Annotated in this window: 15 protein-coding genes; 7 read left to right on the top strand and 8 right to left on the bottom strand. The window is 63.3% G+C overall.

Translation table 11 applies throughout. The features are described from left to right. The first annotated feature begins 20 nt into the window (after positions 1-20). The 4 genes from XH92_RS42415 (at position 21) to XH92_RS42400 (ending at position 4,200) form a co-directional block, all read left to right on the top strand. Positions 21-884: an ABC transporter ATP-binding protein gene (locus XH92_RS42415; protein ID WP_371818116.1), complete on the top strand. Its 864-nt coding sequence runs from the start codon at positions 21-23 to the stop codon at positions 882-884. Beyond that, complete coding sequence (locus tag XH92_RS42410; RefSeq protein WP_194457336.1) at positions 881-1,705, top strand: ABC transporter permease; 825 nt, start codon at positions 881-883, stop codon at positions 1,703-1,705. The genes XH92_RS42415 and XH92_RS42410 overlap by 4 nt, the downstream gene beginning before the upstream one ends. Before the next feature lie 128 nt (positions 1,706-1,833). Beyond that, positions 1,834-3,162 carry a polyhydroxyalkanoate depolymerase gene (locus tag XH92_RS42405; RefSeq protein ID WP_194457335.1) on the top strand — a complete coding sequence of 443 codons (1,329 nt, stop codon included), beginning with the start codon at positions 1,834-1,836 and terminating at the stop codon, positions 3,160-3,162. A 198-nt stretch (positions 3,163-3,360) separates the two neighbouring features. Beyond that, positions 3,361-4,200 (top strand): M48 family metallopeptidase, encoded by an 840-nt coding sequence (locus XH92_RS42400; protein WP_194457334.1) that lies wholly within the window; start codon positions 3,361-3,363, stop codon positions 4,198-4,200. 187 nt (positions 4,201-4,387) lie between these two features. Here the strand turns inward: XH92_RS42400 and XH92_RS42395 are convergent, their stop codons facing one another. Continuing rightward, entirely contained in the window at positions 4,388-6,643 is a 2,256-nt protein-coding gene (locus tag XH92_RS42395) for a transglycosylase domain-containing protein (RefSeq protein WP_194457333.1), read from the bottom strand. 139 nt (positions 6,644-6,782) lie between these two features. Between XH92_RS42395 and XH92_RS42390 the strand changes: the two genes are divergently transcribed. Next, positions 6,783-7,208: a DUF1330 domain-containing protein gene (locus XH92_RS42390; RefSeq protein WP_194457332.1), complete on the top strand. Its 426-nt coding sequence runs from the start codon at positions 6,783-6,785 to the stop codon at positions 7,206-7,208. A 205-nt stretch (positions 7,209-7,413) separates the two neighbouring features. Here XH92_RS42390 and XH92_RS42385 read toward each other — a convergent pair whose 3' ends face one another. The 3 genes from XH92_RS42385 to XH92_RS42375 form a co-directional block, all read right to left on the bottom strand. Next, the gene (locus XH92_RS42385; RefSeq protein ID WP_194457331.1) at positions 7,414-8,640 is read right to left on the bottom strand and encodes an ABC transporter substrate-binding protein; all 1,227 of its coding nucleotides are present in this window, start codon (positions 8,638-8,640) and stop codon (positions 7,414-7,416) included. Between the two features lie 442 nt (positions 8,641-9,082). After that, positions 9,083-10,303: an ABC transporter substrate-binding protein gene (locus XH92_RS42380; protein WP_194457330.1), complete on the bottom strand. Its 1,221-nt coding sequence runs from the start codon at positions 10,301-10,303 to the stop codon at positions 9,083-9,085. Positions 10,304-10,508: 205 nt separating this feature from the next. Then, entirely contained in the window at positions 10,509-10,871 is a 363-nt protein-coding gene (locus XH92_RS42375; protein WP_194461694.1) for a DUF1304 domain-containing protein, read from the bottom strand. A gap of 89 nt (positions 10,872-10,960) precedes the next feature. Between XH92_RS42375 and XH92_RS42370 the strand changes: the two genes are divergently transcribed. Continuing rightward, positions 10,961-11,485, top strand: coding sequence for a methylated-DNA--[protein]-cysteine S-methyltransferase (locus XH92_RS42370; RefSeq protein ID WP_194457329.1), 525 nt, complete (start codon positions 10,961-10,963; stop codon positions 11,483-11,485). A 27-nt stretch (positions 11,486-11,512) separates the two neighbouring features. On the opposite strand, the gene XH92_RS42365 is transcribed toward XH92_RS42370, so the two are convergent. The 4 genes from XH92_RS42365 to XH92_RS42350 form a co-directional block, all read right to left on the bottom strand. Continuing rightward, positions 11,513-11,815, bottom strand: coding sequence for a hypothetical protein (locus XH92_RS42365; protein WP_194457328.1), 303 nt, complete (start codon positions 11,813-11,815; stop codon positions 11,513-11,515). A 357-nt stretch (positions 11,816-12,172) separates the two neighbouring features. Then, positions 12,173-12,562 (bottom strand): response regulator transcription factor, encoded by a 390-nt coding sequence (locus XH92_RS42360; protein ID WP_246788144.1) that lies wholly within the window; start codon positions 12,560-12,562, stop codon positions 12,173-12,175. Between the two features lie 93 nt (positions 12,563-12,655). Next, positions 12,656-13,330 (bottom strand): response regulator transcription factor, encoded by a 675-nt coding sequence (locus XH92_RS42355; protein WP_194457327.1) that lies wholly within the window; start codon positions 13,328-13,330, stop codon positions 12,656-12,658. Beyond that, the gene (locus tag XH92_RS42350) at positions 13,324-15,135 is read right to left on the bottom strand and encodes a PAS domain S-box protein (protein ID WP_246788142.1); all 1,812 of its coding nucleotides are present in this window, start codon (positions 15,133-15,135) and stop codon (positions 13,324-13,326) included. The genes XH92_RS42355 and XH92_RS42350 overlap by 7 nt, the downstream gene beginning before the upstream one ends. 355 nt (positions 15,136-15,490) lie before the next feature. Between XH92_RS42350 and XH92_RS42345 the strand changes: the two genes are divergently transcribed. After that, positions 15,491-15,754, top strand: a complete 264-nt coding sequence (locus XH92_RS42345; RefSeq protein ID WP_194457326.1) for a hypothetical protein — start codon at positions 15,491-15,493, stop codon at positions 15,752-15,754. Positions 15,755-15,842 lie beyond the last annotated feature (88 nt).

Here is a 15,842-nt window from a genome sequence, read left to right as displayed (position 1 = left end):
CGGAGCAAGCCTTGCGCTTATTGTCGCAATGGCTCAATGACGGCCATATGCAACAGCGCGGGACAGGACAGGCGCAAGCGCCTGCGGCCAATGAAGCGGCTGCGGCCAACCAGGTGGCCGATCAGGGCGGATCGGTCGCGATCGACGTTGCGCATCTGGTCAAGGTCTACAAGACCACCCGCGCGGTCGACGACATCTCCTTCCGCATCGCGCGCGGCAGCATCACCGGCCTGCTCGGCGGCAACGGCGCCGGCAAGACCACGACCATCGCAATGATCATGGGTCTGGTGCTGCCGACCTCGGGCAGCGTCGCGGTGCTCGGTGCCAAAATTCCCGAGCAGCGCTACGACGTGCTCGGCCGGATGAATTTCGAGAGCCCCTATGTCGACATGCCGATGCGGCTCACGGTGCGGCAGAACCTGACCATTTTCGGTCGGCTCTATGCCGTGAAGCACCTGCGCGAGCGGATCGACCAGCTCGCCACCGATCTCGATCTCAAGGAATTCTTGGACCGCTCCAACGGCAAGCTGTCCGCTGGGCAGAAGACCCGCGTCGCGCTGGCGAAGGCGTTGATCAACGAGCCGGACCTGCTGCTGCTCGACGAGCCGACCGCGTCGCTCGACCCGGATACGGCCGACTGGGTGCGGCAGCATCTCGAGACCTACCGCAAGACCCATAACGCGACGATCCTGCTGGCCTCGCACAACATGCTGGAGGTGGAACGCCTCTGTGATCGTGTCATCATCATGAAGCGCGGCAAGATCGAGGACGACGACAGCCCCGAAGGGATCATGGCGCGCTACAACCGCGACACGCTGGAAGAGGTGTTTCTCGACGTGGCGCGCGGCCGCCTCCGGGAGGGCGCGCCAGAGGGCACATCATGAGCGAGATCGTCAGCCATCAGCCGCGCGCCATTTCCCTGCAACGCATCAATGCGATGGTGCTGCGCTATTGGTATCTCCTGATGTCGTCATGGCCGCGGCTGCTGGAGCTGATCTACTGGCCGGCCTTGCAGATCATCACCTGGGGCTTCCTGCAGAACTACATCTCGCAGGCGTCCGGCTTCTTCGCCAAGGCGGGCGGCACGCTGATCGGCGCGGTGATCCTGTGGGACATCCTGTTCCGCGGCCAGCTCGGCTTCTCGATCTCGTTCCTGGAGGAGATGTGGGCGCGCAATCTCGGCAACCTGATGATGAGCCCGCTGAAGCCGATCGAGTTCCTGCTCTCGCTGATGATCATGAGCCTGATCCGGCTTGCCATCGGCGTGATCCCGATGACGCTGCTGGCGCTGTTCTTTTTCGGCTTCAACTTCTATGCCATCGGGCTGCCGCTGATCGCGTTCTTCTGCAATCTGATCTTCACCAGCTGGTCGGTCGGCGTGTTCGCCTCGGGCCTCGTGCTGCGCAACGGGCTCGGGGCGGAGAGCATCGTCTGGACGCTGATGTTCGCGGTGATGCCGCTCGCCTGCATCTACTATCCGGTCGAGGTGCTGCCCGCCTGGCTGCAATATGTCGCCTGGACGTTGCCGCCGACCTATGTGTTCGAAGGCATGCGATCGCTGCTGATCGATCACGTCTTCCGTGCAGACCTGATGGCGTGGGCGCTCGCCATCAACGCCGTCCTGCTCGTTGCCTCTTTTGCGGTCTTCCTTGCCCTTTTGCAGAGCGCCAAGCGCAACGGGTCGCTGCTCGCGGGTGGTGAATAAATGTCACTTTCACGTGGATTCTCGGGGTATTAACCCGATATCGGCCCCAGATTCGGCTCGCGGCGCATTGACGCATTGTTGCGCATTGGTCAGTATGCTGCGGCGCAAAACAGGGGTCTGAAAATACTATGCCCATCGGTGAATTTGGCGGTGCCCCGCCACTAGCGGCGGAAGGCAGCCCGGCACTCACGACGCCGCTGTACTGGATGTATGAGATGGCGCACGCGTCGCTCAATCCGGTGCGCGCCGTGACCGACGCCACCAAGATCCTGTTTCAGAACCCGCTCAACCCGTGGACGCACACCGAGTTCGGCAAATCGATCGCCGCCGGCTGCGAATTGTTCGAGCGCACCACGCGCCGTTACGGCAAGCCGGATTGGAACCTGCCGACGACCGAGGTCAACGGCATCCGCACCGCGGTCGAGGTTCGCACCGTCTGGGAAAAGCCGTTCTGCCGCCTGCTGCATTTCGATCGCAAGCTGACGCGCCCATTGCGCTCGCCGCAGCCCCGCGTGCTGATCGTGGCGCCGATGTCGGGCCATTACGCGACGCTGCTGCGTGGCACCGTCGAGGCGTTCCTGCCGACGCATGAGGTCTACATCACCGACTGGGCCGATGCGCGCATGGTGCCGTTGGCGGCTGGCCGGTTCGATCTCGAGGACTATGTCGATTACCTGATCGAGATGTTGCACGCGCTCGGCGGCAACATGCACATCATCGCGGTGTGCCAGCCCTCGGTGCCTGTCGTGGCAGCGGTTTCCGTGATGGAAGCCAACAACGACCCGTTCGTGCCGCTGTCGATGACCCTGATGGGCGGCCCGATCGACACCAGGCGCAATCCGACCGCGGTCAACAACCTCGCGGAAGAACGCGGCATCGAGTGGTTCCGCAACAATGTCATCACCAAGGTGCCGTTCCCGCATCCGGGCGTGATGCGCGACGTCTATCCGGGCTTCCTGCAGCTCAACGGCTTCATCAGCATGAATCTCGATCGGCACATGGACGCGCACAAGGCGCTGTTCGCCAATCTGGTGAAGGGCGATGGCGATCTCGTCGACAAGCACCGTGAATTCTATGACGAATATCTCGCGGTGATGGACCTCACTGCCGAGTATTACCTGCAGACCGTCGACCTCGTCTTCGTCAAGCACGCGCTGCCGAAGGGCGAGATGACCCATCGCGGCAAGCCGGTCGATCCGTCGAAGATCCGCCGCGTCGCGCTGATGACGGTCGAGGGCGAGAAGGACGATATCTCGGGCCTCGGCCAGACCGAGGCGACGCACGCGCTCTGCACCGCGATTCCGAACCACCGCCGCGTTCACTACGTGCAGAAGGGCGTCGGGCACTATGGCGTGTTCAACGGCTCGCGTTTCCGTTCCGAAATCGTGCCGCGGATCTCCGATTTCATGGTTTCGTCGGCCAATACGCGGCTTTCCCTGGTCGCCGCGGCCGAATAGGTATCACCCCGGCCGCGATTGTTGCAGTCGCGCAAGCCGCTGATTTAACTAAAAGAATCTCAAATCGGCCAAGGCCCAAGTGATGAATTTATTTTCATTTCTTGGACCTTTTTCGTAACCTTGATTCATCGAAAAAATGCCGGTTCCGACCCCAGCCGGTAGAGGTCAATTAACGGCCAACCCCTGTATATTGGGCAAATGATTTGTTTTTGCGCCGAGCGCTTTCCCTGGCGGCGGATATGGCAAAGTTCGGGCGAACTCCTGCTCCCCGGACTCTCAGAAATGGCTACTCGCGCGCTCCTCTATCGGCGGCCTGCCGAACCCGCGACCGTATTGGTCAGACACGGCTCCCAGTTCTTCACCGTCAGATTGCGCCGGCACAGGCGCGCGCGCCGCTACACCCTCAGGATACATCCGACCGATCGCGAAGCGATCCTGACCATGCCGCCGCGCGGCACCATCGTGGAGGCGAAGGAGTTCGCCAACATCCATGGTGGCTGGATCGCCGCCCGTCTTGGCCGCTTGCCGAAGGCCGCACCGTTCCAGCCCGGCACCGTGGTGCCGCTCCGCGGCGTGCCGCATCGGCTGGTGCACCGCTCGGGCGAGCGCGGCACGGTCTGGACCGAGACACGCGATAGCGGCGAGAAGATCCTTTGCGTCGCCGGCGGCGTCGAGCACATGGATCGCCGGGTGCATGACTTCCTCAAGCGCGAAGCGCGCAAGGATTTGCAGAAGGCGGCGGCACTGCACGCCGCGGAACTCGGCGTGCGGGTGCGGCGGGTTTCGATCCGCGATCAGTCGAGCCGCTGGGGCTCGTGCACCTCGGCGGGGTCGCTGTCGTTCTCGTGGCGGCTGATCCTGGCGCCGCCCTTCGTGCTCGATTATCTCGCCGCGCATGAGGTCGCCCATCTCGTTGAGATGAACCACTCGCCGCGGTTCTGGCGGGTGGTCGACAAGGTCTGCGCCTCGGTCACGCGCGCCAAGAACTGGCTCGACACCTACGGCAACGACCTGCACCGCTACGGGATTCAGGAGTAGGCGGCGCTCTCGTCGCTCTGCCCATCCTGCGCACTGTCTCGGTTACCTCTGCCGTCATCGCCCGCGAAAGCGGGCGATCCAGTATTCCAGAGGCATTCGTGTTCAACCGATCGGCCGCGGCGTCCTGGATCCCCCGCATGCGCGGGGGATGATAGTTGGAGTTGCGGTGCGACCTTCGGCCTAACGCCTACCGAAACAACCGATCCGCCAGCCATCCATCCAATCCCGCTGCCGATTCCGGCCGCGCGTTCGGGTTCGGCGGCGGCGCGGAGGCGCGGGCCGGCGTCGGCGGGGGCTGGCGGTAATAGCCGCCGCCCGACGGGGCCGGCGCGGGCGGCGGTGCCTGCATCGGCGGCTGAATCTGCAGCGGTGCCGCCGGCGCTGACGGCGCTGATATCTGCGACGAGATCTGCATCAGGTTCGCCGGAGCCCAGCTACCTTGCGAGTTCGGGATCGCCGCGACCGGCACGCCCTGATGCGCGGCCTTCATGAAGCGGCTCCACACCTCCACCGGCAGTCCGCCGCCGGTCGCCTTCTTGGTCGGCGAATTGTCGTCATTGCCGAGCCAGACGCCGGTGACGAGCTTGGCCGTGTAGCCGATGAACCAGGCGTCGCGATAATCCTGGCTGGTGCCGGTCTTGCCGGCGGCGGTCCAGCCGGGGATCTCCGCCTTGCGCGCGGTGCCGGAGATCAGCGTCTCGCGCATCATGCTGTTCATCATCGCGTCATAGCGCGGCTCGATCACCTGGTTGGGCGGATCCGTCGGACGGTCATAGAGCAGCTTGCCGGAGCTGGTCTTGATCTTGGTCACCACATGCGGCGACACGGCGTAACCGCCATTGGCGAACGGCGCGTAGGCGCCGACCAGCTCGAGCACGGACACTTCCGAGGTGCCGAGCGCGATCGAGACGTTGGGCTCGAGCTTGGAGGAGATGCCGAGCCGGTGCGCGGTACGCACCACGTTCTTGGCGCCGACCTCGACGCCGAGCCGCACCGCGACCGTGTTCAGCGACATCGCCAGCGCCTGGGTCAATGTCACCGAGCCGAAATATTCGTGGGTGTAGTTCTCCGGCTTCCAGCCCTTGATGTCGAGCGGGGCGTCGGTGCGGATGGTGTCCGGCGTCAGCCCGGCCTCGACCGCGGTGAGATAGACGAACGGCTTGAACGACGAGCCCGGCTGCCGCTTCGCGGTGACGGCGCGATTGTACTGGCTCTCGGAATAGTTCCGGCCGCCGACCATGGCGCGCACCGCGCCGTCGGGCGTCATCGCCACCAGAGCGCCCTGGCTGACATTGAACTTCACGCTCTTGGCGGCGAGTTCGTCGATCACGGCGGCTTCCGCAACGGCCTGCAGCTTCGGGTCGATCGTGGTCTGCACCACGATGTCCTGGTCGATCTGGCCGACCAGATCGTCGAGCACTTCGCCGATCCAGTCGGCGACATAGTTCACGGTGCCGGCGCCGGCCGGCTTCACCGCGATCGAGGGCTGGCCGATCGAGGCTTTCGCTTGGGCTTCGGTGATGAACTTGGCGTCGGCCATCGCCGCAAGCACGACCTGCGCGCGCTGCTCCGCGCCTTCGGGATTGCGGTTTGGCGCCAGCCGCGACGGCGACTTGACGAGGCCCGCGAGCATCGCGGCTTCCGGCAAGGTCACGTTCTTCGCCGACTTGCCGAAATAGCGCTGGGCCGCGGCCTCGACGCCGTAGGCGCCGGAGCCGAAATAGACGCGGTTGAGATAGAGCTCGAGGATCTCGTTTTTGGAATGCTTGCGCTCCAGCCACAGCGCGAGCTCGGCCTCCTGCAGCTTGCGCTGCATGGTGCGCTCCTGGGTCAGGAACAGGTTCTTGGCGAGCTGCTGGGTGAGCGTCGAGCCGCCCTGCGACACACCCCGATGCAGCACGTTGGTGACGGCTGCGCGTAAAATGCCGACCGGGTCGACGCCGAAATGCGAATAGAAGCGGCGGTCTTCAATCGCGATGAATGCCTTCGGCAGATAGGGCGGCAGATCCTTCAACGCGATATTGGCGCCAGCCATTTCGCCCCGCTGTGCCAGCACGCTGCCGTCGATGCCGACGATCTGGATGGTCGGCGGACGCTTGGGAATTTCCAGTGACTGAATCGGCGGCAGATGCGCGCCGACCCACACCACGACACCGATCACGGCAATGCCGGCCCACAGGCCGAGCACCGCGGTCCAGTAGAACAGCCGGCCGATGCCGAAGCCGCGCGACTTGCGCCGCTTGCTGCCGCTGCGCGACGGCCGCGGTTTCTCGCTACCGGAATCGCTGCTCTTGTCGCTGCTCTTGGCTTTGGATTTGGCGGGCTTGTCGTCGTCACCGCCGGGAACGCGATCGGAGGGCGACAGCCGGAGGTCGGCAAGCGCGGCCGGAAGCCCGAACAGCGGCTCCTTGCGCGCACCGCCTTTTTTACGTCCCCACGCCATCCGCAACGCTCACACCCTGACAGGGTCGCACGCTAGCGTTCCCGGTTTAAGGGGCGGTTACGCAAAGCTTAACGGGGGATTAGGAGGTGAGGCAGCGCGTGCTAGATAGAGATGGAACAACAAGACGAAGGAGCACAGCATGGGCCATATCGATCCGACCAAGGACGTCTTCGCGCAATTCCGGGACAACAACCGGCCGGGCCCGATCCACATGCTCAACCTGGTGCGCTTGCGCGAATGGGCCGCCTATCCCGACGGCCGCAAGGCGACCGGCGCGGAGGCCTATGCCGCTTACGGCCGCGAGAGCGGCCCGGTGTTCGAACGGCTCGGCGGCCGCATCATCTGGCAGGGTCGCTTCGAGCTGATGCTGATCGGTCCGCAGGAGGAACGCTGGGATCACTGCTTCATCGCAGAATATCCAAGCGTCGCCGCCTTCGTCGAAATGATCCGCGATCCCGTCTATCGCGAGGCGGTCAAGCACCGCCAGGCCGCGGTGGAGGATTCGCGGCTGATCCGACACGCCGTTCTGCCGGTCGGCAAGAATTTCGGCGAGATTCCGACGTAGGCGCACGAAGCGAGATGTTCATCCCGTCATCCTGAGGAGCCGCGAAGCGGCGTCTCGAAGGATGCACGGCCCCATTCGGGCCGTCGACCCTTCGAGACGCGCTGCGCGCTCCTCAGGGTGACGGGGATGGATGTTGCGTATGGTCTCAAAAGCAAATCGGCAGCCCGGAGGCCGCCGATTGTTCTTCAGACATCGAACACCAAGACTAGCCCGCCGGGCCAGCGTCCTCGAGGATCGGGCCGAACAGCTCCCAGCGCTCGCCGTTGAAGCGCATCATCTGAAGCTGCTTGTTGACACGGTAGTCGTTCGGCGTGGTGTTGCCCTTGATGCCGGGCAGCGCCATGTCGAGGTCGACGTTCTTCAGGTTGGTCGCCTGCTTCAGCACGTTCTCGCGCGTCAGCTCGTCGCCGCACTGCTTCAGCACATGCACCATCAGCTGGGCGGTCGAGTAGCCATAGGTGTTGAAGTTCGAGTTCTTGTCGCCGTCCGGATAGTACTTGGCCATGAAGTCGAAATAGCGCTTCATGCCCGGATCGTCCTTCCACTGCGGATCGGCCGGATCCTTGCCGTAGTTGGTCGAGATCAGGCCCTTGGAGGCCTCGAGTCCCGCCGGCTGCAACACCGCGCCGACCGAGGTGGCGTTGATGTCGACGATGTGGATCGGATGCCAGCCGAGCTCGGCGATCTTCTTGATCGCCTGTGCCGCCTGCTTCGGCGTCGAGGCCGAGAAGAACAGGTCGGCGCCGGCGTCCTTGATCTTGATGACCTGGGAATCGATGGTCGGGTCGGAGACTTCATAGGAGGCTTCGGCCACGATCATCTTGGCGGCCTTGTCGCCGAGGCCGGCCTTGATGCCGTTCAGATAATCCTTGCCGAGGTCGTCGTTCTGATAGAGCACGCCAATCTTGGCGTTGGGATGCTCCTTCAGGATGTACTGGCCGTAGATGCGGCCTTCGACGAAGTAGTTCGGGTTGAAGCCGAGCGTCCAGGGGAAGTTCTTCGGATCGGTGAACTTCGAGGCGCCGGTCGCGGCGAACAGCTGCGGCACCTTCTTGCCGTTGAGATATTTCTGCACGGCGGCGTTCGACGGCGTGCCGACGATCTGGAAGGTCAGGAGCACCTCGTCGCTCTCGACGAGCTTGCGTACCTGCTCGACCGCTTTCGGCGGCGAATAGGCGTCGTCATACTGGATCAGATTGATCTTGCGGCCGTTGATGCCGCCCTGATCGTTGATCATCTTGAAATAGGCCGCCTGGGTCTTGCCGATCGAGGCATAGGCGGAGGCCGGTCCGGAGAAGGGGACGGTCTGGCCGATCTTGATCTCGGTATCGCTCGCGCCGGGATCGTATTTCTTTTGCGCGGAGGCCGCCGTTGCAGACAGCGCGATCGCGAGCGCCGTTCCCGTGACCAGGTGGAAAATCCCGTTCCTCATAATGCTGCTTTCCTCACGTGACTGATGATTGGCCGATGATCTTGTCCGCGGGTTCAAGGTCCCGCGGTCGCCATCGCTGGGCCGGGATACTGGAGGAACCGTTGCTGCGACGCAAGACGAAGGGTGCCGAAAAGGCGAGCAATTTCAGTCAACCAAAGTAGGGGGCGGTGCGAAAGGGAAGGCGCAGCAGGGGAGCACTGGGCTCCGCTTCACATCGCCCCGCTTGCGGGTGCAGGGAGTCTTCGCGGGGGCAGTTACGTCTTTCGTACACCTCAGCTGTCATCGCCCGCGAAAGCGGGCGATCCAGTATTCCAGAGGCATTTGTAATTGAGCCGATAAGCCGCGGCGTACTGGATCCCCGCATTCGCGGGCGATGACAGCTGAGGTATGTGCGAAAGGGTGCCCTCTCCCTGTACGAACGGAGAGAGGGTGGGGCGCGAGCCTAGCCCGCCGGGCCGGTGTCCTCGATGATCGGGCCGAACAGCTCCCAGCGCTCGCCGTTGAACTTCATCATCTGCATCTGCTTGTTGATGCGATAATCGTTCGGCCCAGTCGTGATCGACATGCCCGGCAGCGCGAGGCTCGGCACGAACTTCTTCAGGCTGGTCACCTGCTTCATCAGGTTCTCGCGGGTGAGGTCGTCGCCGCACTGCGTGAGCACCTGGATCAAGAGCTCGGCGGTCGAGTAGCCGTAGGTGTTGACGGTGTTGAGCTTGTCGCCCTCCGGATAATACTTGTCCATGAAGGCGAAATAGGCCTTCACGCCGGGATCGTCCTTCCACTGCGGGTCGGCGGGGTCCTTGCCGTAATTGGTCGAGATGATGCCCTTGGAGATCTCGAGGCCGGCCGGTTTGAGCGTTGCCGACACCGGGCTCGCATTGATGTCGAGGATGTGCACCGGGTGCCAGTCAAGGTCCGCGACCTTGCGGATCGCCTGCGCCGCGAATTTCGGCGTCGAGGCGTCATAGAGCAGGTCGACACCGGCGGCCTTCAGCTTGACGATCTGGGAATCGACGGTCGGATCGGTCAGCTCGTAGGAGACTTCGGCGACGATCATGCTCGCGGCCTTGTCGCCGAGCCCGCTCTTCAGGCCGGTGATGTAGTCGCGGCCGAGATCGTCGTTCTGGTAGAAGATGCCGATCTTGGCGTTGGGGTGATTGGCCAGGATGTATTTGGCGTAGATGCGGCCCTCGGACTGGTAGTTCGGGTTGAACGCGATGGTCCACGGCGCGTTCTGCGGGTCGGAGAAGCGCGACGCGCCGGTGGAGGCGAGCAGCTGCGGCACCTTCCTGGCATTGAGATATTTCTGCACGGCGGCATTTGACGGCGTGCCGATGATCTGGAAGGTGAACAGCACCTCGTCGCCCTCGACGAGCTTGCGCACCTGCTCGACCGCCTTCGGCGGCGAATAGGCGTCGTCATACTGGATCAAATTCAGCTTGCGGCCGTTGATGCCGCCCTGATCGTTGATCATCTTGAGGTAGGCCGCCTGGGTCTTGCCGATGCCCGCATAGGCGGATGCGGGACCCGAGAACGGCACGGTCTGACCGATCTTGATCTCGGTGTCGGTCGCGCCGATGTCGTATTTCTTCTGTGCGGCGGCCGATGTAACCGACAACGCGATGGCAAGCGCTGTCGCAGCGAGCAATTGCACGCTCCTCATGTCCGTGACCTCCCATGTTGCCGATGATCTTGTCCGCCAGCGCCGGCCGGCGGATGTCACCGTTGTCAGGGATGATGGAGGAAGGGCAGGGGCATTGCAAGACGATGCGCCCTGCACGCGATGTCGCGTTTGAGCATGATCCGGAAAAGTGCGAAGCGGTTTTCCGAGAGGGTCATGCTCCAGAAAGCAAAAGCGCGCCCGCGCTTTAGCCAAGCCAGAGCAGGATCAGCGCGATCGCCGCGGGCGCCGCCTGCACATAAAGGATGCGGCGGCTGACGGTGGCGGCGCCATAGGCGCCGGCGACGATCACGCAGAGCAGGAAGAATGTCTTGATCTGGAACGCGAAGCTGGCGTTGCCGTGCAGCAGTCCCCAGATCAGTCCGGCGGCAAGGAAGCCGTTATAAAGCCCCTGATTGGCGGCAAGCACGGCGGAATCGGTCGCCTTCTCGATCGAGTTGCGAAAGGTCTTCAGCCCGAGCGGCTTGGTCCACAGGAACATCTCGAGCACAAGGAAATAGATGTGCAGCGCGGCCACCACCGCAACCAGGATATTCGCAAGCAAAAGCATCATTCGGTCCCCCTCACCGGAATTCGGGTGGACGCTAGCATGCAGGCGGTGAATTGTATCCCGAGTGACCCGTTTCCAGAGCTATGACAATGGCCGACCGCAAGACTGCTCAGACCTTCAACCTCGATCGCCTCAAGACGCCGATCGGCACGGCGCTGCTGGTGACCGATGATGACGGCGTGCTGCGCGCGCTCGACTGGGACGACTATGAAGGGCGCATGCTCGATCTGCTGCGGCTGCATTATGGCGCCGTGACGTTGCGGGACGGCCGCGCGCCGGCTGCGATGCGCAAGGCGCTCGGCGATTACTTCAACGGCGATCTCGATCGCCTGACCGATGTCGAATGGCGCGTCGCCGGCACGCCGTTCCAGCAGAAGGTCTGGCACGCATTGCCGAAGATTCCGCCGGGCACCACCATGAGCTACGGCGCGCTGGCTGTGAGGCTGAAAGTGCCGAACGCGATGCGCGCGGTCGGCCACGCCAACGGCTCCAATCCGATCAGCGTCGTCGTGCCCTGTCACCGCCTGATCGGCGCCAACGGCTCACTGGTGAAGTATGGCGGCGGACTGGAGCGCAAGCGCTGGCTGCTGCGCCACGAGGGGGTAGAAATTTAGCGGCGCCTTTGAGCCGCCGTGCGACGCTCAATCGAGATCTTCGCGAGGCATGTTTCGCAGATCACGCACGATATAGCAGAATACAATGAGCGAGGGCACCCACGCGAGGATCGCTCCTACCAGCATCGCATCGACCGTCGTCATGGGAGCTCCTTTGATCGTGGTCAGATCAGTTTTCTCGACGGGCCGACGGTTTTGGAGAACGGGTAGAGCCACTTCCAATAGGCCCTGTTGCGCTCCAACTGCCGCTTGTAGGTCTCCCGGCACTTGGTCGAGCAAAATTGCTCGAAATGCCAACTGTGCCGGATCAGCCCGAAGGGTCGCCTGCATTCCGGATTTCCGCAACGGCCCGTCATGAAACTGCCTCCGCGTCCGCATTCGCGCGCCAAAGCCAGCGAATGAAGTTCTCCTGACCTTTGTAGAGGCAGAGGCGTCCGCAGTAGCGTTCACCCGCCGGATTTCGCAGACAGATGATCTTGGGTTCTTCGCTGTCACACTGGGCGCAGCGCGGTTCCGCACGCATGGCGACCTCCCTCCGAGAAATTGCCATTTGCCAGTCAACATGTCCGATGTTGTGCCGTCGATTTTTCCAACGACGGTACGAAATCTCGCGCCAGCGCCGTCCCCGCGCAACTTGTCCAGATGTTTTGCGGCATCATCCTTGCGTATAGCCGGCCCGGTCACGGCTCATTTGCCCGGCGCCGTGCCGTGCTGCGCGAGGGCTGTATCGAGGCATTTGATCAGAACGTCGCCGTCGAAGGGCTTGATCAGAAAGCAGATCGCCCCCGCCTTGAGGGCGCGGATGCGATCGCTTTCGACCGAGAACGCGGTGACGAAGATGAACGGAAAGTGCCGTCCGTTGGCAATCAGGTGGCTTTGCAGGTCGAGCCCGCTCATGGCCGGCATCCTGACGTCAGCGATCACGCAGGATGTGTCGTTCAGGTGGGGCGAGTGCAGGAATTCCTCAGCCGATGCGTAGGTCTCGACCGCGTAGCCCAGCGATCTGACGAGGTTGTCGGTCGCGGTGCGAACCGACAGATCGTCGTCGATGATTGATATCACTGGCGGGTTGGACAAGGAGAATCTTCCTGGAGATGGGCGGCAGGGACCTGTGGTCGGTGCGATGACGCGGAGCACAGTGCGTCGCCAATCGGGGCCGGAGAATCATACTTAGGTTTGCGCCCCGCCGGCTGCCGGCCCGATCCCGAGGATCTGCGCCATCCTGACCAGGTCCGGCAGTGATTTTGCCGCCATTTTCCGCATGATGTGGCCGCGGTGTATCTTCACCGTGATCTCGGCCACTCCGATTTCGGCGGCGACCTGCTTGTTCATCAACCCCGCCGTGACGAGCGTCATCACCTGGCGCTCACGCGGCGTCAGGGTCGCGAAGGCCGCGCGCAGGTTCGCAAGCACCCTGGTTTCGTCGCGGCGATTCCGGTCGCGCTCGATCGCTGTCGTGACCGCATCCAGCATGTCCTGGTCGCGGAATGGCTTGGTCAGGAAGTCGACCGCGCCGGCCTTCATGGCTCTGACCGTCATCGGGATATCGCCATGGCCGGTCATGAAGATGATCGGAATATGAATGTCGGCCCTCGTCAGCTCCGCCTGAAAGTCGAGGCCGCTCAACCGGGGCAGCCTGATGTCCAGGATCAGGCAACTCGGGACATTCGGGGGCTTGTGCTGCAGAAACTCGTGGGCTGATCCGAACGCGGCGGTCCGCAGGCCGACCGACCGGAAAAGATTGCTCAATGCGTCCCGCACGGATGCGTCGTCGTCGACGACGAAGACGATCGGCTCCTCGGCGTGTGCGAGCGTGGAAGGCGATGTCCCGCGTCCGGTCACCATGCGTGATCCTCTTGACGCAGTGGCAAGGTGAACTGGAATGTCGCGCCCGGGCCGATGTTCGCTGCCACGGACAGGCGGCCCCGGTGGGCTTCGACGATCGAGCGGCAGATCGACAACCCCATTCCCATGCCGCTGGCCTTGGTGGTGTAGAAGGCGTCAAACAGCCGTTCGGCATTCCCTGCGGCGAACCCGACACCACAATCGGTGACCGTGACCACGATCTGCTCGGCATCGTCATGGCGGGTCCGGATCACGAGTTGCCGCGGCCTGTCGGTGACCGGCTGCATCGCCTCGATGCCATTGAGGACCAGGTTGAGGATGACCTGTTGCAGCTGGATGCGGTCGGCGGCGACAGGCGGCAGCGTGGGAGCGAGCTCCAGCTGCAAGGACACATGCTGGCTCTGCAGTTGATGTTGCACCAGGCCTATCACCTCGTTGATCACCTCATTGATATTGAGCGATGCCTTCTGATCGGTCGTCTTGTTCACCAATGCGCGGACGCGCTGGATGACCTCTCCCGCCCGGTTGCCGTCGCTGATGATCGATCTGACCGCTCCGCGCGCCTCGTTCAGATCGGGGGCCGCCCGGTTGAGCCACCGCAGGCATGCCGCGGCGTTGGCGACCACGGCGGCAAGCGGCTGGTTCACCTCATGGGCGATCGATGCCGCAAGCTCGCCGAGCGCCGTCACGCGCGTGACGTGAGCGAGGTTGGTCTGCGCCTCATGCAACTCGGCCTCGGCTCGCTTGCGGGCGGTCACGTCGGTGACCGCCCCGATAAACTCTGTGTCGCCCGACAGATTCGTCACAGCATGCGCCCTGGCGTGGACATATTTGATCGCCCCATCGGGCATCAGCAGCCGGTAGCCGTGCTCGAAGTCCTTGCCGTCGCGTGAGGCGCGGTCGATGGTCCGTTGCACGCGGGTGCGATCATCCGGATGGACGCGTTGCAGGACCGTGCCATGCGTGATGGAAGGAACCGGGTCGAACGCGAAGATCCTGAACGTCTCCTCCGACCAGATGATCTCGCCGCTGGCGACGTGCCAGCCGAAGCTGCCGGTGTGGCTCAATCGCTGGGCTTCGCTCAGGTACATTTCACTCTGCTGCAGTGCATTTTCGGCCTGTTTGCGCTCGGTGATATCCTCGCACGCGATCAGGACGATCAATTGATCGTCCAGCCGCCGCACGGCCTTGGCATTTTCACGAACCCAAAGTCTTGAACCGTCCTTGCGGACCTTCCGGATCTCCCAATTGTGGGTTTGGCCGATGTTGTCGAGGCACGCTGCGACGTTGCGCTGGACCATGGGGTGGTCTTCCTCGGCAAAGACCCGAAGCACCGATTGTCCGAGCAGCTCGTCGACGGTGTAGCCGAGTTGTGCGGCGCCGAACGTGTTGACCGACAGCACGAGGCCCGTTGCGTCGACCATGAAGTACATGACCGGATTGTGCTCGAACACCTCCTTCCATTGCGCTTCGCTGTTGCGCAGGGCCTCCGTCGCGCGCTCCTCGCCGCTGGCGCGGCCGCGCAACATGGCTTCCAGCTGTCTGTTGCTGCGGCCCGCCACACGCATCACCAGCAATGCGGCGGCAAGCGATGCGATGAGCAGCACCAGGGCAACCAGATGGGCGGAAGCTGCCGGCTGCGGACCAAGCAGCAGCCCAATACAGGTTGCCGCCAAGGCCAGCACCATGCCGCCGAGCAGCCATTGCTCGGCCGACCAGAGCTTCGTGGTCGGGATGCGCATCATCGGCAGCACCAGCACTTGGCTGTCCAGCACTTGGCCTTCAAGCACATGGCCGTCCAGCACTCGGCCATCATGGGCCGCGCTGCGTCGCTAGGTGACAGCTACCATCAGCGGCGACAACGTCGCCCTCCTAACCGGCTGCATATTAGCAGCTTTCTCGGCGCCCGGGCCGGATCATGCGGGCCCTTTTGGCAATCCACGCGCGTGGCATGGGGTCGCGCAGAAAGCGAATTCGCCGCACGCGCTCAGGCCCAGGTTGCGGATAAACCTAAGTATGTCGTCCCCATCCGAATGTAACGGCCGGATCAACCTCCGTTCAATGGTCCGCTCTGTCGCGGTGACTACGCTTATTGGGTAACTCGATGACGGTAGCTGTTTCCGGGGTTCAGCAATCGCCAATCAGGGACGGGAGATTGAAATGCCCAACGCGCACTCGCATTTGGTCCTTTGCTCCGATAACGGCGAACGCGCGGCAAGGCGGAGACGCGATCGCAGCTTCCAGCCTTCCGTGATCGATGGTGGCAAGCAAGCAGCAAGCGTGCTGGGCGACAACCCGTGGATCGATCTGCTCGACGTCATCGATTTGGGCGTGGTGCTCTCTCAGGCCAGCTACCTGGCCTTGCTGGGGGCGAGCCTCGCCGTGCTGCGGCTGCAACTGGACCTGCCAGATCCAGCATCGTAGCCGGCTGCGGATTTTAGTTCCGGCAGGCTGCCGGGACCGAAGCGCTGGCTGCTCACGCCTGGGTCGCGCATCGGGTCCGATAACAGCC

The sequence above is a fragment of the Bradyrhizobium sp. CCBAU 53421 genome, assembly GCF_015291625.1.
GTDB lineage: Bacteria > Pseudomonadota > Alphaproteobacteria > Rhizobiales > Xanthobacteraceae > Bradyrhizobium.
The sequence above is the reverse complement of the archived record's forward strand: the minus strand, read 5'-3'. Positions and strand labels throughout refer to the sequence as shown.